General features: G+C 61.7%; 19 protein-coding genes. 18 read left to right on the plus strand and 1 reads right to left on the minus strand.

Translation table 11 applies throughout. The features are described 5' to 3' along the window. Window positions 1-167: 167 nt before the first annotated feature. Window positions 168-941 (plus strand): exodeoxyribonuclease III, encoded by a 774-nt coding sequence (gene xth, locus ACVOLR_RS06800; RefSeq protein WP_481535770.1) that lies wholly within the window; start codon window positions 168-170, stop codon window positions 939-941. 56 nt (window positions 942-997) lie between these two features. Here xth and ACVOLR_RS06805 read toward each other — a convergent pair whose 3' ends face one another. Next, window positions 998-1252, minus strand: coding sequence for a GlsB/YeaQ/YmgE family stress response membrane protein (locus ACVOLR_RS06805; protein WP_057629282.1), 255 nt, complete (start codon window positions 1250-1252; stop codon window positions 998-1000). A 102-nt stretch (window positions 1253-1354) separates the two neighbouring features. Between ACVOLR_RS06805 and ACVOLR_RS06810 the strand changes: the two genes are divergently transcribed. The 17 genes from ACVOLR_RS06810 to rpmG all read left to right on the plus strand — a co-directional run bounded on the left by ACVOLR_RS06810 (window position 1355) and on the right by rpmG (window position 19963). Then, a complete protein-coding gene (locus ACVOLR_RS06810) occupies window positions 1355-1945 on the plus strand; it encodes a 4'-phosphopantetheinyl transferase family protein (RefSeq protein WP_481535771.1) in 591 nt (196 codons plus the stop codon). 102 nt (window positions 1946-2047) lie between these two features. Further along, on the plus strand, window positions 2048-2689 hold the full coding sequence (gene rsmG, locus ACVOLR_RS06815) for a 16S rRNA (guanine(527)-N(7))-methyltransferase RsmG (protein ID WP_481535772.1): 642 nt from the start codon (window positions 2048-2050) through the stop codon (window positions 2687-2689). A gap of 331 nt (window positions 2690-3020) precedes the next feature. Continuing rightward, the gene (locus ACVOLR_RS06820) at window positions 3021-3818 is read left to right on the plus strand and encodes a ParA family protein (RefSeq protein ID WP_481514985.1); all 798 of its coding nucleotides are present in this window, start codon (window positions 3021-3023) and stop codon (window positions 3816-3818) included. Further along, entirely contained in the window at window positions 3818-4732 is a 915-nt protein-coding gene (locus ACVOLR_RS06825; protein ID WP_481535773.1) for a ParB/RepB/Spo0J family partition protein, read from the plus strand. Before ACVOLR_RS06820 ends, ACVOLR_RS06825 begins: the two co-directional genes overlap by 1 nt. Before the next feature lie 34 nt (window positions 4733-4766). Next, the gene (locus tag ACVOLR_RS06830; protein ID WP_481514983.1) at window positions 4767-5075 is read left to right on the plus strand and encodes a helix-hairpin-helix domain-containing protein; all 309 of its coding nucleotides are present in this window, start codon (window positions 4767-4769) and stop codon (window positions 5073-5075) included. Between the two features lie 38 nt (window positions 5076-5113). Beyond that, window positions 5114-6079 (plus strand): SDR family NAD(P)-dependent oxidoreductase, encoded by a 966-nt coding sequence (locus ACVOLR_RS06835; protein ID WP_481535774.1) that lies wholly within the window; start codon window positions 5114-5116, stop codon window positions 6077-6079. 72 nt (window positions 6080-6151) lie between these two features. After that, window positions 6152-6874 (plus strand): glycosyltransferase family 2 protein, encoded by a 723-nt coding sequence (locus ACVOLR_RS06840; protein ID WP_481531946.1) that lies wholly within the window; start codon window positions 6152-6154, stop codon window positions 6872-6874. Between the two features lie 2 nt (window positions 6875-6876). Beyond that, a complete protein-coding gene (locus ACVOLR_RS06845; RefSeq protein WP_481512806.1) occupies window positions 6877-7212 on the plus strand; it encodes a lipid-A-disaccharide synthase N-terminal domain-containing protein in 336 nt (111 codons plus the stop codon). A gap of 109 nt (window positions 7213-7321) precedes the next feature. Further along, window positions 7322-9106, plus strand: coding sequence for a DUF885 domain-containing protein (locus ACVOLR_RS06850; RefSeq protein ID WP_481535775.1), 1785 nt, complete (start codon window positions 7322-7324; stop codon window positions 9104-9106). Window positions 9107-9401: 295 nt separating this feature from the next. Beyond that, entirely contained in the window at window positions 9402-9785 is a 384-nt protein-coding gene (locus ACVOLR_RS06855; RefSeq protein WP_481535776.1) for a hypothetical protein, read from the plus strand. A gap of 54 nt (window positions 9786-9839) precedes the next feature. Beyond that, window positions 9840-11120 (plus strand): TolC family protein, encoded by a 1281-nt coding sequence (locus tag ACVOLR_RS06860; protein WP_481535777.1) that lies wholly within the window; start codon window positions 9840-9842, stop codon window positions 11118-11120. After that, window positions 11117-12121: an efflux RND transporter periplasmic adaptor subunit gene (locus ACVOLR_RS06865; RefSeq protein WP_481535778.1), complete on the plus strand. Its 1005-nt coding sequence runs from the start codon at window positions 11117-11119 to the stop codon at window positions 12119-12121. The genes ACVOLR_RS06860 and ACVOLR_RS06865 overlap by 4 nt, the downstream gene beginning before the upstream one ends. A gap of 32 nt (window positions 12122-12153) precedes the next feature. Then, entirely contained in the window at window positions 12154-15321 is a 3168-nt protein-coding gene (locus ACVOLR_RS06870) for an efflux RND transporter permease subunit (RefSeq protein ID WP_481535779.1), read from the plus strand. Between the two features lie 388 nt (window positions 15322-15709). Continuing rightward, window positions 15710-18574, plus strand: a complete 2865-nt coding sequence (locus ACVOLR_RS06875) for a P-loop NTPase fold protein (protein WP_481535780.1) — start codon at window positions 15710-15712, stop codon at window positions 18572-18574. A gap of 138 nt (window positions 18575-18712) precedes the next feature. Next, on the plus strand, window positions 18713-19324 hold the full coding sequence (locus ACVOLR_RS06880) for a cation efflux transmembrane domain-containing protein (protein ID WP_481535781.1): 612 nt from the start codon (window positions 18713-18715) through the stop codon (window positions 19322-19324). A 224-nt stretch (window positions 19325-19548) separates the two neighbouring features. Continuing rightward, window positions 19549-19785, plus strand: coding sequence for a 50S ribosomal protein L28 (gene rpmB, locus ACVOLR_RS06885; RefSeq protein WP_431595526.1), 237 nt, complete (start codon window positions 19549-19551; stop codon window positions 19783-19785). A 10-nt stretch (window positions 19786-19795) separates the two neighbouring features. Further along, window positions 19796-19963: a 50S ribosomal protein L33 gene (gene rpmG, locus ACVOLR_RS06890; protein WP_172675037.1), complete on the plus strand. Its 168-nt coding sequence runs from the start codon at window positions 19796-19798 to the stop codon at window positions 19961-19963. Window positions 19964-20047: the final 84 nt, after the last annotated feature.

A 20047-nucleotide genomic window follows, 5' to 3' on the forward strand; every position in this document is an offset into this window, starting at 1 on the left:
CCAAAGCCAAAGCCAAAGCCAAAGCCAAAGCCAAAGCCAAAGCCAAAGCCAAAGCACCCCTCCCCAACCCTCCCCTGCGCCTTTGGCGCAAGGGAGGGGGGCTGATCGCTGCGGTCTTCAGCTTGGAAGTAGGGCCAACTTGACCTACCCCGGCTAGAATCACCCGCATGAAAATCGCTTCGTGGAACGTCAATTCCCTCAATGTCCGCCTGCCGCACCTGGAACAGTGGCTGGCCGACTTTGCCCCCGACGTGGTCGGCATCCAGGAAACCAAGCTGGAGGACCACAAGTTCCCCGATACGCGGCTGCTGGAACTGGGCTACCGCAATGTGTTCGCCGGGCAGAAGACCTATAACGGCGTGGCGCTGCTGTCGCGGCATCCGATCGAAGACGTGCAGATCGGCATTCCCGATTTCGAGGATGAGCAGAAGCGTGTGATCGCCGGCACCATCAACGGTGTGCGCATCATCAATCTGTATGTGGTCAACGGCCAGGACGTGGGCACCGACAAGTACGCCTACAAGCTGCGTTGGCTGGAGGCTGTGCACACCTGGATCGCCGCCGAACTGCAGAAACATCCGCAGCTGGTGGTGATGGGCGATTTCAATATCGCGCCGGATGACCGCGATGTGCCCGATACCAGCGTCTGGAACGAAAACCACATTCTCACCTCCACCGCCGAGCGCGCAGGTCTGCAGAAGTTGCTGGATCTGGGCCTGCACGATGCCTTCCGTCTGCACAACGACGAAGCCGGCATCTTCAGTTGGTGGGATTACCGCGCTGCGGGTTTCCGCCGCAATCTGGGCCTGCGCATCGATCTGACCCTGGTGTCCGATGCGCTCAAGGCGCGCGCTGTGGCCTCCGGCATCGACCGTGAACCGCGCACCTGGGAGCGCCCCAGCGATCACGCCCCGGCCTGGGTGCAGCTGGCACAGGGCTGAGACAACAAGGCCCGGCTGTTGTCAGCCGGGCCTTGGTCGAATCGGCGCCAGAACGGTTAACGCACGCTTTTGCGTGTGAACAGATTGACGATGGCCAGCAGCACGACTGCGCCAACCAGTGACAACAGGAACGAGCGCAGCGTAATTGCACCATTGATGCTGCCGCCGCTGAAGAAGAAGCCGGCAATCATGGCGCCGATGATGCCCACCACGATGTTCAGGATGATGCCCTGCTGCGCATCGCGGCGCATGATGATGCTGGCCAGCCAACCCACGACGCCACCAATAATCAACCAGATGATGATGCCCATGCGCGAACCTCCCTGCCGTGAAGCACCCCGAAAGGTGCGGTGGCGACAGTCAACGCGTAGTGGCGTTAAGAACATGTTTGTCCGGGCAGGAACCTGTTCAGCATGAGCCCGACGGGAAGCCATTGGCAGTTCGGCCCGGTCGCCGTGTGGCTGTTGCCGCATACTCCGGGCACCCGCGGTGAGCCGCAGGCCCGCGAGTTGCTGGCCGGTGTCTTCGACACCACGCCCGAGGCCTTACCGCTGACCCGCGATGAGCGCAGCCGACCATGGCTGATAGCTGAGCTGGCGCATTACGGCACCGGCTGGAGCCATAGCGGCGGCCATCTGCTGGTGGCACTGGGCGAGGGCGCGCGCTTGGGCGTGGACCTGGAACGGCAGCGGCCACGCAAGCAGATGCGCGAGGTGATCCGCCGTTTCTTCCACCCGGATGAAATTACCTGGCTGGATTCGCTGGACGACAGCGGCTGCGAGCAGTGGTTCTTCCGTGTGTGGTGCGCCAAAGAGGCGCTGCTGAAGGCGCACGGGCATGGCATTTCGTTCGGGCTGGAGAAGCTGCGCTTCGCGCCGGATGCTGAGGGGGCATTACAGCTGGTGTGGTGTGATCCGGGTCTGGGTGATGCGGCGCGCTGGCATCTATATGAGTGGCAGGCGACGGAAGATTTCCGCGCCGCGCTGGCGTGGTACCCGCTATAGCGCCGTGCCCCCTCCCCTTGGCTTTGCCAAAGGGAGGGGGCAAAGCCGCCCTTCGGCGCAAGGGAGGGGGCCAAAAGCGCCACTCCTGCGATAATCCCCGCCATGAACGACACCACTCTCCCGCGCGAAGTCGCCAGCGACCTCGACCACGGCCTGAAAGCCATGGGTCTGGACGCCGCTTTGGCCAAGCCCTTGCTGGCCTACCTGACCCTGCTGGTGCGCTGGAACCGCACCTACAATCTCACTGCCGTCCGCGACCCGCGCGAAATGGTGACCCGCCATCTGCTCGATTCGCTGGCCATGGCCGATCATGTCAGCAGCGGCAGCCTGGCCGATCTGGGCACCGGCCCTGGGTTGCCGGGTATCCCGCTGGCGATTACCCACCCGCAGCTGCAGGTGACCCTGGTTGAGAGCAACGGTAAGAAGGCCCGCTTCATGCGTGAGGCCGTGCGCCAGCTCGGTTTGAGCAATGCCCGCGTCGCCGAATCCCGCGCTGAAGCGCTGGACGAGCCGGGCGCTTACGACAACCTCACTGCGCGTGCCATGGATACGCTGGCCGGCATCATCGAGGTTGGCGGTCATCTGCTGCGTCCCGGCGGCCAGCTGCTGGCGATGAAGGGGGTGTACCCGCACGACGAGATCGCCCAGCTGCCGGCCGGCTGGCAGGTGCTGGAAGTGCGACCGCTGCAGGTGCCGGGTTTGGTTGGTGACAGACATCTGGTGGTTGTGGAGCGCAAGGGCTAAAGCGTAGTGCCGAGCCATGCTCGGCAGGGGCTTTACCAGCCAAGGCTAGAAGCTGCCCTCACCCCAACCCCTCTCCCGCAAGCGGGAGAGGGGCTGAAGCGGTAGTGCCGAGCCATGCTCGGCAGGGGCTTTACCAGCAAAGCCAAAAGCTACCCCTCCCCAGCCCTCCCCTTGGTCTTCGACCAAAGGGAGGGGGCGAAGCACGGCAAAAGCACAGCAAATAAGGGCACATTCCCGCCCCAAAGCCGCCCGTTACCCGGAAACCGGTTTCCGCCTACGCGCCGCTACCCCCATAATGACCAGTCCAACTTCGCCAACGAGGCTCTCCTGCATGGCTCGCATCATCGCCATCGCCAACCAGAAAGGCGGCGTCGGCAAGACCACGACGGCTGTCAATCTGGCTGCTTCCCTTGCCGCCGCACCGAAACGCGTGCTGCTGGTCGACCTGGACTCGCAGGGCAACGCGACCATGGGCAGTGGCGTGGATAAACGTGAAGTGGCAGCGTCCACCTGTGACCTGCTGCTGGGCGAGATCACTGCCGCCGAGGTGCGTGTCACCACGCCCGAAGGCTTCGACCTGCTGCCGGGCAACATCGACCTGACCGCCGCCGAGATCCAGCTGATGGACCAGAGCGAGCGCGAGCAGCGCCTGAAGCGCGCGCTGGCACCGGTCCGCGATGAATACGACTACATCCTGATCGACTGCCCGCCGGCGCTGTCGCTGCTGACGCTGAATGCGCTGGCCGCTGCCGATTCGGTGATCGTGCCGATGCAGTGTGAGTACTACGCGCTGGAAGGCCTGAGCGCGCTGGTCGAGACCATCGACGCGCTCAAGATCAACCTCAACCCGGCGCTGGAAATCGAAGGCGTGCTGCGCACCATGTTCGATGTGCGCAACAACCTGGCCAACGCGGTGTCGGCGCAGCTCACCGAGTACTTCGGTGACCGCGTGTTCCGCACCATCGTGCCGCGCAACGTGCGCCTGGCCGAGGCACCCAGCCATGGCCAGAGCATCGTCGGCTACGACCGCGCCTCGCGCGGTGGTGTCGCCTATCTTGGTTTGGCCGGCGAGATCATCCGCCGCAACAGTGAACGCAAGCAGCCCTCCCGGGCCGTGGAGGCTGTCTGATGAGTGCAGCGAAAAAGCGCGGTCTTGGCCGTGGTCTTGATGCCTTGCTGGGCCCGAAGGGCGCAGTCACCCCGGTCACCGTCGCTGCCGTCGCCGAGCCGCAACCCGGCGAAGTGCTGCGCAAGCTGCCCATCGACCAGTTGCAGCCGGGCAAGTACCAGCCGCGTCGCGACATGGACGAAGGCAAGCTGGCCGAACTGGCCGACTCGATCAAGGCACAGGGCATCATCCAGCCCATCCTGGTGCGCCAGATCGAAGGCGGCCGCTACGAAATCATCGCCGGTGAACGCCGTTGGCGCGCTTCGCGCCTGGCCGGACTGGAAGTAGTACCGGCGGTCGTACGTGAGCTGGAAGACCGCACCGTCATCGCGATGGCGCTGATCGAGAACATCCAGCGCGAAGACCTCAATCCGCTGGAAGAAGCCGAAGCGCTGGCACGGCTGGTCAGCGAGTTCACACTGACCCACGCCGAAGCCGCGCAGGCCGTTGGCCGTTCGCGCGCCTCGGTATCCAACCTGCTGCGCCTGATTGATCTGCCGATCGGCGTGCGCGTGCTGCTGGAAACCCGCCGTCTGGAAATGGGCCATGCCCGCGCGCTGCTGACGCTGGCGCCGGAACTGGCCACCAAGCTGGCCGAAGAAGCCGCCGAGCAGGGCTGGTCGGTGCGTGAAGTCGAGCACCGCGCGCAGCAGTTCGCTGCCGGCAAGGTGCCGGGCGCACGCAAGGCCAAGCCGTCGCTGACCGCGCCGCAGGCCGATATCGCATCGCTGGAAACCGAGCTGTCCGAATCGCTGGGCGCCAAGGTGGCCATCAGCCACGGCCGCGGCGGCAAGGGCAAGCTGGTCATTCATTACACCGATCTGGACACGCTGGACGGCGTGCTGGAGCGGCTGCGCGTCCGCCAGAACGGCTGACGTACTTCATTCCCCACGAGGTGCACGCAAGGCAATGAACCCCACCAAGGTCGACCGCAATCATCTATTGCGTCTGACCGACCTGCCGAATGTCGGGCCGGCCTGTGAAAAGGATCTCCGCTTGATCGGGATCCGCGTCCCCGCGCACCTGCGCGGGCGTGATGCCTACGATATGTATGCACAGCTATGCCTGAAAACCGGCGTGGTGCACGATCCCTGCGTGATCGATGTGTTCCTGTCGGTGGTGCGCTTCATGGGTGGCGACGCGCCGCAGCCGTGGTGGGCGTACAGCAAGGAACGCAAGGCAACCCTGGCCAAGGAAGCGCCGCTCACCATGTGGTGAGGCAGGGCGATGTTGGTGGCAATGAAGCGGAGCAGAGCATGACCATTCTCGTGACCGGCGCAGCCGGTTTCATTGGCGCCTACACCTGCCAGACCCTGATCGCACGCGGCGAACGCGTGGTCGGGCTGGACAACTACAACGACTACTACGACCCGCAGCTCAAGCGCGATCGCGTCGCCGCGTTGTGCCCGCAGCTGGACATCCGCGCGCTGGACATCACCGACCGCGACGGCCTGGCCGCGCTGTTCGATGAAATCCAGCCGACGCAGGTGATCCACCTGGCCGCGCAGGCCGGCGTACGTTATTCGCTGGAAAACCCGCACGCCTACGTAGAAAGCAACCTTGTCGGCTTCGTCAACATGCTGGAGCTGTGCCGGCATCGCGGCGTGCAGCATCTGGTCTATGCCTCCAGCAGCTCGGTCTACGGCAACTCGGCGACGCCGCCGTTCTCCGAGGAGCAGCGTGTGGACCAGCCGCGCTCGCTGTACGCGGCCACCAAGGTCGCCAACGAGTTGATGGCCTACACCTACGCGCAGCTATACGGCCTGAAGGCTACCGGCCTACGTTTTTTCACCGTGTACGGCCCCTGGGGCCGGCCTGACATGGCGCCGCTGCTGTTCTCGCGCGCGGTGCTGGCCGGGCGCAGCATCGATGTGTTCAACAACGGCCATATGCGGCGCGACTTCACACATGTTTCTGACATCGTCGCAGGTATCCTCGGGGCGCTGTCGCATCCCTCCGCCCAGGCCACACCCCACCAGGTGTTCAACCTGGGCAACCACACCCCGGTGGAGCTGGAACATTTCATCGACGTGATCGCCTCGGCCGCGGGGCACCCGGCGCACAAGGTCTACAAGCCGATGCAGCCGGGCGACATGGTGGAAACCATGGCCGATACCTCGCGCGCACAGGCTGCCTTCGGCTACGCGCCGGACACGCCGATCGAGCTGGGCCTGCCGCCGGTGGTGGAGTGGTGCCGCACCTATTTCGGGTTACGCCCCTGACTCACCTTCCGCTAAGTTGAGTTTTGGAAAATGCGTGACCTTTCTTCAAATGCACAACCTGCGGAATCAGCAATGAACCAGCCCAGCCTCTCAGTGGTTGTTCCCGTCTTCAACGAACGCGACAACGTCACCCCGCTGGTCAATGAAATCACCGCCGCGCTGCGCGGCCAGATCGATTTCGAGATCGTCTACGTCGACGACAACTCCAAGGACGACAGCCTGCAGGTACTGCAGGCGCTGAAAACCGCCAACCCGGAACTGCGGGTGCTGCATCACGTCAGCCAGAGCGGGCAGAGCACGGCCGTGCGCACCGGCGTCAAGGCCGCACGCGCACCGTGGATCGCAACCCTGGACGGCGACGGCCAGAACGACCCAGCCGATATTCCCAAGCTGTTGGCAGCCCGCAACGGCGCCGAAGCGCAGGTACGGCTGTTCGCCGGCTGGCGCGTCAATCGCCAGGACTCGGGCAGCAAGCGCTGGGCCAGCAAGTGGGCCAACGCCATCCGCGCCCGCATGCTGCGCGATGACACCCCGGATACCGGCTGTGGCATCAAGCTGTTCGAGCGCGCCGCCTTCCTCGACTTGCCGTACTTCGACCACATGCACCGTTACCTGCCGGCGCTGATGCAGCGTGCGGGCTGGAAGACGGTCAGCGTGCCGGTCAACCACCGCCATCGCACCGCCGGCGTGTCCAAGTACAACAACCTCGGCCGTGCCCTGGTCGGCATCCGCGACCTGCGTGGCGTGGCCTGGCTGATCACCCGTTCCAAGCGCACTGCGGTGGAAGAGGTCTGAGCATGGATTTCATGAACCAACCGCTGGTGTGGCTGGAGTGGACCGGCCTGCACATGTCGCCGTGGAAGCTGATCGGCCTGACCGGTGCATTGATGTTCGGCGGCCGTTGGCTGGTGCAGTTCGTGGCCTCGCGGCGTGCCGGCAAACCGGTGATCCCGCGCCTGTTCTGGTACATGAGCGTGCTCGGCAGCCTGATGACGCTGAGCTACTTCCTGTTCTCGTCCAAGCAGGACGCGGTGGGTGTGGTGCAGAACCTGTTCCCGGCATTCACCGCACTCTACAGCCTGCGCTTGGACATCAAGCACCGCGGCTGGCAGCGCGACAAAGCCGGTCACTGAGCGGGCGACTATGCCCAAATCCGGCGGTTTGCCGCCCGAATCCGTCTAGGTCGGGCGGCGGCTTCAATGCGATGATCGGGGTGAATGAACCACCTGGGGAATACCGATCGTGAAATCGCCGTTGACCGTTGCGCTGCTGCTCACCCTTGGCCTGAGTGCCACCCCGGCCTTCGCCGCCGCACCGTCGGCCCCGGCCACGCTGGCCACCCAGTCGCTGGATGACCAGTTCAAGGCCATCTACGAGAAGGAATGGGCCTGGCGCCAGACCGGTGGCGGCGAAGCCAGCGAAGACAGCGACGCCCCGGCCAACAGCACGCGCCTGCCTGACGTCAGTGCCGCCGCACAGCAGGCACGCTTGAAGGTATGGGACGAGGTGCTGGGCAAACTCAAGGCCATCGACCCGAGCAAGCTCTCGGCCGAAAACCAGATCAACTACGCCATCTATCACTACCAGGTTGAAAGCCTGGCCGATGAAGTGCGGCTGGGCAGCTACGAGATGCCGTTCAATTCGGACTCCTCGTTCTGGTCCAACCTCAGCTTCATGGCCCGCCGCGAGATGAAGACCGCGGACGACTACCGCAACTACATCGCGCGCTTGAACGATGTGCCGCGTTACTTCGACCAGCAGATGGTCAATATGCGCGCCGGTCTTGCCCGTGGCTTCAGCGTGCCGCGCGCGGTGCTGGAAGGTCGTGATGTCTCCATCTCGACCGTGGCCGAGTTGAAGGACCCGACCGAGTCGCCGCTGTACGAGCCGTTGAAGAAGCTGCCCAACAGCATTCCCGCCGCCGAGCAGGCCAAGCTGCAGGCCGAGGCCAAGCAGGCCATCAGCGGCAGCGTGGTGCCGGCCTTCGGCAAGCTGCTGACCTTCTACCGTCAGGAATACGTGCCGCAGTCGCGTACCACCCTGGCCGCCGAGAAAATGCCGGGCGGCAAGGAGTTCTACCGCCAGCAGATCCGCGAATACACCACGCTGGACCTGAGCCCGCAGCAGATCCATGCGCAGGGCCTGGCCGAGGTGAACCGCATCCAGCAGGAAATGAACGCCATCATCGACAAGGTGGGCTTCAAGGGTAAGAGCGAGCAGACCCGCTTCGCCGACTTCCTCGAATTCCTGCGTACCGACCCGCAGTTCTACGCCAAGACGCCGGACGAACTGCTGTGGCGCGCGGCATGGATTTCCAAGCGCGTTGACGGCGTGATCGGCAAGTTCATGACCTTGCCGCGGGCGCGCTTCACCATCGTGCCGGTGCCGCCGGATATCGCGCCGTTCTGGACCGCTGGCCGTGGTGGCATGGGCACCTACTGGCTCAACACCTACAACCTGCCGGCTCGGCCGCTGTACAACCTGCCGGCACTCACGCTGCACGAGTCCGACCCGGGCCACGCCCTGCAGGGCGCACTCGCCGCCGAGCAGACCGGCCAGCCCGAGTTCCGCCGCACCGCCTATATCTCGGCCTATGGCGAAGGTTGGGGCCTGTACACCGAGAAGCTCGGCGTCGACATGGGCATCTACCAGACCCCGTACGAAGACTTCGGCCGCCTGACCTATGAAATGTGGCGCGCCTGCCGCCTGGTGATCGACACCGGTGTGCACCACTACGGCTGGGACCGCGACCGCGCGATCGCTTACCTGCGTGATCACACCGCGCTGAGCGAGCACGAAGTCACCACCGAAGTGGATCGCTACATTTCCTGGCCGGCGCAGGCGCTGAGCTACAAGCTGGGCGAGATCACCATCGTCAAACTGCGCGCACAGGCCGAGAAGGAACTGGGCGACAAGTTCGACATCAAGGGCTTCCACGACGCCGTGCTCAAGCAAGGCTCGGTACCGCTGCCGGTACTGGAGCAGCAGATCCAGGCCTACATCGCCGAGCGCAAAGCAGCGAAGTGAGTGCTCTGCTCCCTCCCTTGCGCAACGCGCAGGGGAGGGGGGCTTTGGGCCGGCTGATGCAGCAATGGCATCGCGGCTCACGCCGCAGCAACCTTGTAGTGCCGAGCCATGCTCGGCAGGGCGTTACCAGTGAAGCCTCTGCCGAGCATGGCTCGGCACTACAGCCCCATTTCCTTGCGGGAGAGGGGGGGGGCCGCAGACGCAATCGCACCAAAAGAGCGCCCGAAGCCTCACCTGAACCACAAAGCCGCTCTTGCGATTGTGTAACCCACCCAGCACCGGCTAACCTGCGCCGATGCTGCACGCCCTGCGCCACCGCCGCCTCCACCTGCTACGCCTGCTGATGCTGGCGCTGGTCGGCATTGGCGTATTCGGCACTTCGCTGGCCGCAGCACTGACCGACATCCATATGCTGGCGCATACCGACATCGGTGCTGACGTGCACGAGCACGACGACAGCAAGCTGGTCATGGCCCCAGATGCAGAGGACAGCGCCAACGCGCTGCTGCATGCCTTGGTGCATTGCGTGGACTGCCACGGCCACGGCGGCGTACTGCCCACCGTTACCCCGGCCTGGATCGTGGCATCGCCGCCTGCACAGCAGGCCGTCGCCATACTTGGCACGCAACGGGTCTCGCACCCGACCGAGAGTCTGTTCCGCCCCCCGATAGCCGTCTGACGTCCCGGCCCCTTGGCCGGCCCCCACGTCTGAACCTGCTATCTGGAGAAACCCATGTGGATGCGCCTGGCGGCTGTTGTCGCCTTTGCGCTGGTGCCGCGCGCGTATGCGCAGGCGCCGGCGTCTGCTGTGCCGTTGACGCTGGACGATGCCATCGTCCGCGTTGCACTTGATCACCCCGAACTGCGCCTGATCGATGCGCAGCGTCCCGTACTTGAAGCCCGCCGCGATGCAGCTTTGCTGCGCCCGCCGATGCAGTTGGGCGTGGAGCTGGAAAACCTGCTCGGCAGCGGTGATACCCGCGGCATGCAGGGCGCCGAAGCCACGGTCAGCCTGTCCGGCGTACTGGAGCGCGGCGACAAGCTCGACGCCCGCCGCATGCTGGCCCAGGCCAATATCGATGCCTTGGCACCGCAACGCGCCACCGCCAGACTCGATCTGCTTGCAGAGACCGCGCGTCGTTATCTCGCCGTAGCGCAAGCACAGTCGGCATTGCAGATCGCCAACACCGATATCGAACAGCGTCGCCGCGCGGTCGATGCCGCACGTCTGCGGCTGCAGGCCGGCGCCTCGCCGGAATCGGTGCTGTTCACCGCGCAGGCAATGCTGGCGCAGGCCGAACTGGACCGCGACCGCGCGGTCGAAGAAGCCAGCGCAGCGCGGCTGTCGCTGGTTGCGTTGTGGGGCGCACGCTCACCTGATTTCAAAGCGGTGAGTGGCAACGCACTGCAGCTGCCGGCACTGCGCGATTTCGCGTTGCTCAATGATGATCTGCAACGCGCACCGGAGTTGGCCGAACTGCTCGGCGAGCAACGTATCCGCGAAGCACAGCTGCAGTTGGTGCGCACGCGCAGTCGTCCGGACTGGAGCTGGCAGGTGGGCGTGCGCAATAGCCGCGCCGATAACGCCACCTCACTGGTCGGCGGCTTCAGCATTCCGCTGGGCAGCGCCCGCCGCGCCGCGCCGGAAATCCGCGAGGCCGAGGCTGATCTCGCCCTGCTGCCGTATCAACGCCAGGCCCGCCAGCAACAGCTGTACGCCACCCTGGCCGAAGCACACGGCCGCTATGTCACCGCGCGTCTGGAAGTGCAGCGCATGCAGGCCGATGTTCTGCCGCAGCTGCAGAAGGCCGAACGTGCCGCCGAACGCGCCTGGCGCGCCGGTGCCGCCAGCTACATGGAGTGGGCACAGCTGCAGGCCATGCGCATCGAGGCGCGTCAGCGCCAGTTGGATGCGGCCATCGCCGCACAAACCGCGCTGATAGAAATCCAGCGTCTTACCGGCCAGGGAATGCTGGCCACCGATGCAACCGTTGCCGTGGAGAACGCCCGATGAGCCGTCCGATGAATGTTGTAGCTGCCGGCGTGCTGGCAATGAGTTTGTTGCTGGTCGGCTGCGGTGCAAAGCCGGCAGCTGAAGCCGGCGCGGGCGCCGCGGAAGAAGCTGGCCACGGCCATGACGAAGAGAAGGGTGGTGAAGCAGCGGGCCACGCCCACGAAGAGGGCGAGGAGGCCGAAGCTGAAAGAACCACCATCAAGGCCGCGATGGCCGAGCAGGCCGGCATCCGCAGCGCTGCCGTGCAGGCCGGAACCATCGCCGATGAGCACGAAGTGCAGGGTTTGTTGACGCCGGTGGACGGTCGCGTCGCCCAGGTGACGGCACGCTTCCCCGGGCCGGTGCGCACGTTGCGGGCCAATGTGGGTGACCGCGTCAGCGCCGGCCAGACCCTGGCCAGCATCGACAGCAATCTCAGCCTGACCACCTACAGCGTCAGCGCGCCGATCAGCGGCGTGGTGTTGTCGCGGCAGGCGCAGGTGGGCGCGGTGGCGGGCGAGGGCGCGCCGCTGTTTGAAATCGGCGACCTGTCCGAGTTGTGGGTGGATCTGCATATCTTCGGCAAGGACACCCAGCACATCACCGCCGGCGTACCGGTGACGGTGACGCGTATGACCGATGGTGTCAGCCAGACCACCACGCTGGAACGCGTGCTGCCAGGCACCGCCACCGCAAGCCAGAGCACCGTGGCCCGCGCCAGCGTGCGCAATGACGATGGCCTGTGGCGGCCCGGCGCCGCGGTGAAGGCACGCATCGTGGTGGCGATGCAGCCTGCAGCGGTTGTGGTACCGCTTTCCGCACTGCAGACCATGGAAGGCAGCGATGTGGTGTTCGTGCGTGATGGCGACAGCTATACCGCGCGTCCGGTGGTCTTGGGCGCACGCGATGCAGGCAAGGTCGAGATCAAGGACGGCCTGCGCGTTGGCGAGCAGGTCGTGGTCGAGCAGAGCTATGTGGTCAAGGCCGATATCGGCAAGGCGGGGGCCGCGCATGAACATTGATCAATGCCGCAAGCAACGCGGAGGGCGCCGCCATGCTTGAGCGCATCATCCGCAGTGCCATCGCCCATCGTTGGATGATGATGGTGCTTACCTTCGCGTTGATCGCGATCGGCAGCTGGAGCTTCACCCGCCTGTCCATTGATGCAACGCCCGACATCACCAACGTACAGGTGCAGATCAACACCGCCGCCGATGGCTACTCACCGCTGGAGACGGAACAACGCATCACCTATCCGGTGGAAACGGTGATGGCTGGCCTGCCCAAGCTCGAACAGGTGCGTTCCTTGTCGCGCTACGGCCTGTCGCAGGTGACGGTGGTGTTCAAGGATGGCACCGACCTGTACTTCGCCCGCCAACAGGTCGCCGAACGCCTGCAGCAGGTGAAGTCGCAGTTGCCGGAAGGACTGGACCCGCAGTTGGGGCCAATCGCCACCGGTCTTGGCGAAATCTTCATGTACACCATCGACGCCGATCCCAAGGCGCGCAAACCCGATGGTTCGCCGTATACCGCCACCGACCTGCGTACCTTGCAGGACTGGGTGGTACGGCCGCAGCTGCGCAATGTGCCGGGCGTCACCGAGGTCAACACGATTGGTGGCTATCAACGGCAGATCCATATCACCCCGGATCCGGCCAAGCTGCGTGCACTCGGCTTCACCCTGGATGACGTAGCCGAAGCAGTGGAAGGCAATAACCAGAACATCGGTGCCGGTTACATCGAGCGCAACGGCCAGCAGTTCCTGGTACGTGTGCCAGGGCAGGTGGCCGGGCTGGAGGAAATCGGCAACATCGTGCTGGCCCGCCGCGAAGGCGTGCCCATCCACGTGCATGACGTAGCTGACGTGGCCGAGGGGCCGGAACTGCGCAGCGGTGCCGCCACCCAGAACGGCCACGAAGTGGTGATGGGGACGGTGGTGATGCTGGTCGGGGCAAATAGCCGCGAGGTGGCGCAGGCCGCTGCGGCCAAGCTGGAACAGGCGCAGCGCAGCCTGCCCGAAGGCGTCACCGTTACCGCCAGCTATGACCGCACCGCGCTGGTTGATCGCACCATCGGAACGGTTGCAAAGAACCTGCTGGAAGGCGCGCTGCTGGTGATCGTGGTGTTGTTCCTGTTGCTGGGCAACTTCCGAGCGGCGCTGATTACCGCGGCGGTGATTCCATTGGCGATGCTGTTCACGCTGACCGGTATGGCACGTGGCGGCGTCTCTGCCAACCTGATGAGCCTTGGCGCATTGGACTTCGGCCTGATTGTCGATGGCGCGGTGATCATCATCGAGAACTGCCTGCGTCGCTTCGGCGAACGCACGCACGCGCTGGGCCGTGCGATGACCCGCGAGGAGCGCTTCGCCGAAACCGCCAGTGCCACTGCAGAAGTCATCCGACCCAGCCTGTTCGGCCTCGGCATCATCACCGCAGTCTATCTGCCGATCTTCGCGCTGACCGGTGTCGAAGGGAAAATGTTCCACCCGATGGCGATTACCGTGGTGCTCGCACTGAGCGGCGCGATGCTGCTGTCGCTGACCTTCGTTCCAGCGGCAATCGCGATGTTCCTCGGCGGCCGCGTGGAAGAGAAGGAAAATCGCTTGATGGCGTGGCTGCGCGCACGCTATGAGCCGCTGCTGGCTTGGGTGATGCGGCGCGGGCGTCTGGTGGTTGCCGGTGCCTTGGTGCTGGTGGTTGCTTGTGGCTTGTTGGCAACGCGCTTGGGCAGCGAGTTCGTGCCCAATCTCGATGAGGGCGATGTCGCAATGCACGCGATGCGCATTCCGGGCACCAGCCTCACCCAATCGGTGAACATGCAGAAGCAGGTGGAAGCACGCCTGCAACAGCTGCCGGAAGTGGAGAAGGTGTTCTCCAAGATCGGCACGCCGGAAGTCGCCTCCGACCCGATGCCGCCCTCGGTCGCGGACACCTTCATCATGATGAAGCCGCGCAAACAGTGGCCGGATCCACGCAAACCACGCGCGCAGTTGTTGACCGAACTGGAAGCAGCGATGGAGGAGCTGCCGGGCAACAACTACGAGTTCACCCAGCCGATCCAGATGCGCATGAACGAGTTGATCTCGGGCGTGCGTGCCGACGTGGCGGTGATGCTGTTCGGCGACGATATGGAGACCTTGGCACAAGTTGGCCAGCGCATCGTCGCGGTCGCCAACAAAGTGCCGGGTGCAGCCGATGTACGGCTGGAGGAGACCAGTGGTCTGCCACTGCTGACGGTTACCCCAAACCGCGCGGCATTGGCGGGTTACGGGCTTAATCCCGGCCAGCTGCAGTCCACCGTTTCCACCGCGGTGGGTGGTCGTGTGGCCGGGCAGTTGTTCGAAGGTGATCGTCGTTTCGACATCGTCGTGCGCCTGCCGGAAAACATCCGTCAGGACCCGGCGGCACTGGCCGATCTGCCGGTGTCACTGGAACCAGCCTTGGCACAGGACAGCGCGGATGAATCCAGCCGCGCGGGTGGCTGGCGCAGCGGCGATGCGCGCACGGTTCCGTTGCGTGAATTGGCGAGCATCGAAAGCAGTGAAGGCCCAAACCAGATCAATCGCGACAACGGCAAGCGCCGCATCGTGATCACCGCCAATGTGCGCGATCGTGATCTGGGTGGCTTCGTCAGTGAGCTGCAGCAGGCCATCGATGCGCAGGTGAAGGTGCCGGCGGGTTACTGGGTGGAATACGGCGGCAGCTTCGAGCAGCTGATCTCGGCCAGCCAACGTCTGGCGGTGGTGGTGCCGGTGACCTTGTTGTTGATCTTTGCGTTGTTGTTCTGGGCGTTTGGCTCGGTGCGTGATGCCGGCATCGTATTCAGCGGTGTGCCATTGGCGCTGACGGGTGGTGTGTTGGCGCTGGCGACGCGGGGCATTCCTTTGTCGATCTCGGCTGGTGTTGGTTTCATCGCGTTGTCCGGTGTTGCGGTGCTGAATGGGCTGGTGATGATCAGCTTCATCCGTCACCTGCGCGAACAAGGCCGTAGCCTGGATGTGGCTGTACGCGAAGGCGCGCTAGGCCGCTTGCGGCCTGTGCTGATGACCGCCTTGGTGGCATCGCTGGGCTTCGTGCCGATGGCCTTCAACGTCGGTGCTGGTTCGGAAGTGCAGCGGCCGCTGGCAACGGTGGTGATCGGCGGCATCGTGTCCTCGACGCTGCTGACCTTGCTTGTGTTGCCGGTGCTGTACCGCTGGCTGCATCGGAGCGGAAAGTAATGCTGCTTGGTTAGTAGCTCTTGCACCTCTTGAAGCCCCTCTCCGCACGGGAAAGGGGCTTCAATCAACAATCGTGATCGCATCTAATAGCCTGTCTAAAGTGTGGGCCCTTGGCCTTTTAAACAGAATTATTTAGCATGTTCGAGTAGTGCTCATTCAAGCTTAGTAGCCCCCGTTTTGGTGGCTCTCAATCAACGCCATTCCTTCATATTAGCTCGAACAAGGGCAGTAGAATGAAGTGACAACCTAGCGATCGCCATCTTGGTCGCGGTGGATTGAGTTGGAAGCGCTACTTCCTTGCCTGATTTGCGCAAGCTTGCCTGCTCAATTTCTGCCGGCTATTGATAGCAACTGCCTGACTTGCCATAGTTGGGTGTCATGAAAGTCGATGAGTATTTGGATGGAACCGAAAAATGCGAATGCAAAGATGATCGACATCGAGCCGGTGGCGAGGGCTATATTTGCTGGCCTAATAGCCGCGTTAGTTGTTCTGGTCTCGTTCGATGTGGGCTCTCGAATGCAGGTGGCATACTATGACGAGAATGTTGTGCTCGCGACTATGCTAATCGTGAGCGCAACTTTCATTGTAGTTATGTATATTATAGATAGACGTGCCATTAATGAATTTAAGTGCATGACCAAGAGTCTGCGCTTTGACTTGGTCGTCGCAGCCGCTTGCGGATCTTTAATCGCGGCGTATATATCTGAAGGTGCTTATTTTATTGCGTTACTTGGCAACGTTGAGTGCTACTGGGCCGCACTATTTCTCGCTATAGGTTGCACTGCGCTTGGCTCTAGTATTGTTAGGGGCGCGCCCGCTAGAGCGGTTTCAGAGTTAGGGGCGCAGTCCTTCCTGTCAGATCAGGAAATAGATGACGCTAAGGATGATATTCTCCAGAACCATGAGCAGGCTGAGAACTTCGCACGAGTAGTTGCAATGGAGAGTGCGAGAGGCTCTTTGGTGTTCGGGCTTGATGGTCCGTGGGGTGTCGGGAAAAGCAGCTTTATAAATTTGGCACAAAATACTTGGGATGATAATGATGAAATTATTGTCTTTCGTTTTGAGCCGCTGAAGTTTGGCGGGGAGAAAGACATGGTGAGGGCTTTCATTCGCGAGCTGTCCGGGCGGATCAGGTCTGAATTCTTTGCGCCAGAATTGCGCCCACTCGCGTCGAGGTATGCGAGGTTATTTAAGACTGACTCTGTCATTTCAATTCCTGGCTTCCGGGTTTCCTTTGATGAACAAGGAAGCACGATCGATGAGATAGTCAATGATGTGGACAGAGTGCTTGCTAGGATAAATCGGCGTGTAATCGTCGTAATAGATGATCTCGATCGAATTGATTATGAGGCTGTCACGCGTGTTTTGTTCATGGTTAGGCGCTCAATGTCGGCTACGAGAATCACATATATTCTTGTTTACGATACTGAGCGAATTGTCGCCAATTCGAGCGATAGTTCAACCCGTGAGTATTTGGAGAAGTTCGTTAACGCAAAAATTTCGCTGTTTGTTGACTTGAAAGATCTTGGGCGATTTTTGAGGACGGGCTGGAAGCTCTCGTTGCCATCTGAACATTCTTTGCAATCGCAAAGGGTGTTTGGCTTGCAATCCATACTTAGCGACTTGGCGTTGCTCCTGGAGGGGGACGAGGGCGGAAGTTACATAGGAATGGTCGGAAATGTCAGAAAGATTAAGCGGTTCATCAACGCGATGTTGTTGATGGGCATGGAGCGAGTGGAGTTCGATAAGACTGATTTTTCTCGACAGGACCTTGTGCACCTGATTTTATTGCACCTGAACCATCCGGGCGTTTTTAGGGATATCTACTCTCGTGAGGGTGAAAACAGGTCTGGTTTTTTTTCGGCAGTTCCAGCAAGTTCTCCCGGTGTTGTAGGTTATGAGAATCACTCTGACTTTATAGAGTACGTGAAGGGGCTGGACGGCGACTCAAAATATTTGATAAATCGGCTTTTTGATGTTGATACGCTTGGTATTCGCGGTGTGTCAAATGGTGGGCAGAATAAGGATCGTGCCTGCTTTAACTCATATGGGAGGCGGAACTTGGCTGCCTACCTTGGTTTGATTGTAAGGCTTATTGTCCCTAATCCTCTCGACACAGCGGCCGTCTACGAAGGATTGCTGGAAAGAATTAGAAAGGGCACTAAAGTGAGAGATGCCCTTAATGACTCGGTGCTTAAGGGCGATAGCGCGGCCCACGTTAAATTCTGGGGCTCTTTTGCGGCAGCGGTGCGAAGCTTCAGCAGCACTGATCGAGCGGATGCAATTAATTTGATAGTGAGTCTTCTTCCAAGTTATGACTCGGGCAGGGGGGCGGGCAGAGGGACGTCGCAGCGGTCGGACGTTATGTACTCTCTCGCGATCATAATAAACTCGGCTTTTGAAGATATTGATGCGTCGGATGCGGGTGCTGGTTCGCTGGCCATCAAGTATCGCAATCTTATACTCGGCGACGGTGATTCATTAGGAATCATTGATAGGCTTACGTCCCTCGACAGGGGGGCTCTTGGAATCCATGATCTGATGCTTTTTCGCCTCCTATGTTGTGCTGATAGAGGGAATCAGTTGCACAACATCCAGCTGTCTTTGGCTTTCGATGGTGAAAATGGGCAGCTGTCGTTTCGTCAAGCCAACTTTGTGATTGAAGGTGTCCGGGTTATTTCGCAGCGTTCTTTTCAGATATTCCGAGAAAGATACATTTCTAGTGGGATAAACTTTATGGTCGAGGCTGCTGGCGAGATGTCTTATCGTGCGTCGACCTTGGAAGTAGCGGTGCACGAAACCTGGACTGCTGGCTTCGTGGTCTATCAACTGTCCAATACTTTGGCTCCCACCGGGAGCGGAGTCGGGTGCGGTTATTTTGATGCGAGTGGGCGCGAGGATCAGCGAGGCATCTCGCTTGTAATGAATACCTACCTCTTTGAGGTTTGTTTCGCCCCGGTTAGTGAGTTGAATAAGTTCGCGTTTGCTGACTATTGTTTGGCAAGCTTTTCTCGTGACTACTTCGATGAAGGCGGTTCGGTGCCAACTCAGCAATCCCTAGAGGCTGGTTTGGATCCCGAGTCATTCCGGGCTTTCTGGGTGCGGTATGGTGATACTTATAGGCGTGCGAAGCTTGAACAGTATGAGCGCACGGTTGTAACCGTCAATTACTCGGCTGCATATTCTAAGTTGCCCGAGGTGTGGGATGTTCTCGATACGGCTTATGGGCTGGCTCGCACTGAGGAAGCCTAACTTGTGCGGTGTGGTATGTGTTTGCGGGTGGCGGTGGTGTCCATGTCTTAAGGGTTGCTTTTGTCGTGTTTTTCACAATCTACAAAATCAAGCTTAATTGGTGTTTTCAACCTATAGAGCATAAGGACGAGCCACTCCATGAGCGACTGCTGCGGCAAAACCCTGCAGGTCGAACGCATGCAGGCGCAGCAGCGCCGCGTGCTGTACCAGGTGCTGGCGATCAACCTGATCACCTTCGTGATGATGATGCTCGCCGCTTGGCATAGCGGCTCGGCCTCATTGCTGTCCGGCAGCCTGGACAACCTCGGCGATGCACTCACTTATGCACTCAGCCTTGCCGTGGTCGGCGCCAGCCTCGCCGCCAAGGCGCGCGTGGCCATGCTCAAGGCGGTATTCATCCTGTGCGCGGCAATCGCGGTCGCTGCAGGCATCGCCTGGAAGCTGGCCCATCCGCACCTGCCGCTGTTCGAAAGCATGGGCATCGCCGCCCTGCTCAACCTCGCCGCCAATCTGTTCTGTCTGCGCCTGCTGTGGCCGTACCGGCAGGGCGACATCAACCTGGCCTCGGCCTGGGCCTGCTCGTTGAATGACGTATACGAGGGTGGCGCGGTGATCCTGGCCGCGTTGGCGGTCTGGGCCTTCGGCGCCGGCTGGCCGGATCTGCTGATCGCAGTGGCCTTGCTGCTGCTGTTCCTGCGCTCGGCCTGGAAGGTGGCGCGGGCCGCATGGCGGGAACTGCGCTCAGTCTGAATGGGCGAAAAGCCGCCCGCACGGACTTGGATTTGCAAGCAAGGTCGGGTCTGGGCATAATACGCGGCTCGCTGTGTCCGGAATTCTCCGGATCGGTGGCCGGGAACACGTCATCTGGTCATCCTTGTCAGCGTAACCCTTTGATTCCCATGACGCGTGGCGGGTAACCGCCGGGGCCGCCGTCTTCCTGGCTAAGGAAGTCATCAACATTACCGAGGTGCGCAATGTCCCGCGTATGCCAAGTTTCCGGCAAGGGAGTGCAGACGGGTAACAACGTCTCGCACGCCAACAACAAGACCCGTCGTCGTTTCCTGCCGAACCTGCACGAGCGCCGTTTCTGGGTTGCCAGCGAGAACCGCTGGATCAAGCTTCGTGTTTCCGCGCATGCACTGCGCACCATCGACAAGAACGGTATCGACTCCGTTCTGGCTGAGCTGCGTGCGCGCGGCGAAAAGGTCTGAGGAGTAGACGATCATGGCAGGCAAGCGCGATAAGGTCCGTATGATTTCCTCGGCCGGTACTGGCCACTTCTATACGACCGACAAGAACAAGAAGAACACCCCGGGGAAGATGGAATTCCTCAAGTACGATCCGGTTGTTCGTAAGCACGTGATGTACAAGGAAGGCAAGATCAAGTAATCCTCCGGGGTTGTTTGAGCTGCTGTTCCAAGCAGAACCCGCCGAAAGGCGGGTTTTGTGTTTCAGATCTGTGAAAAAGTTCCC

It is taken from the genome of Stenotrophomonas sp. STEN030 (genome assembly GCF_056759995.1).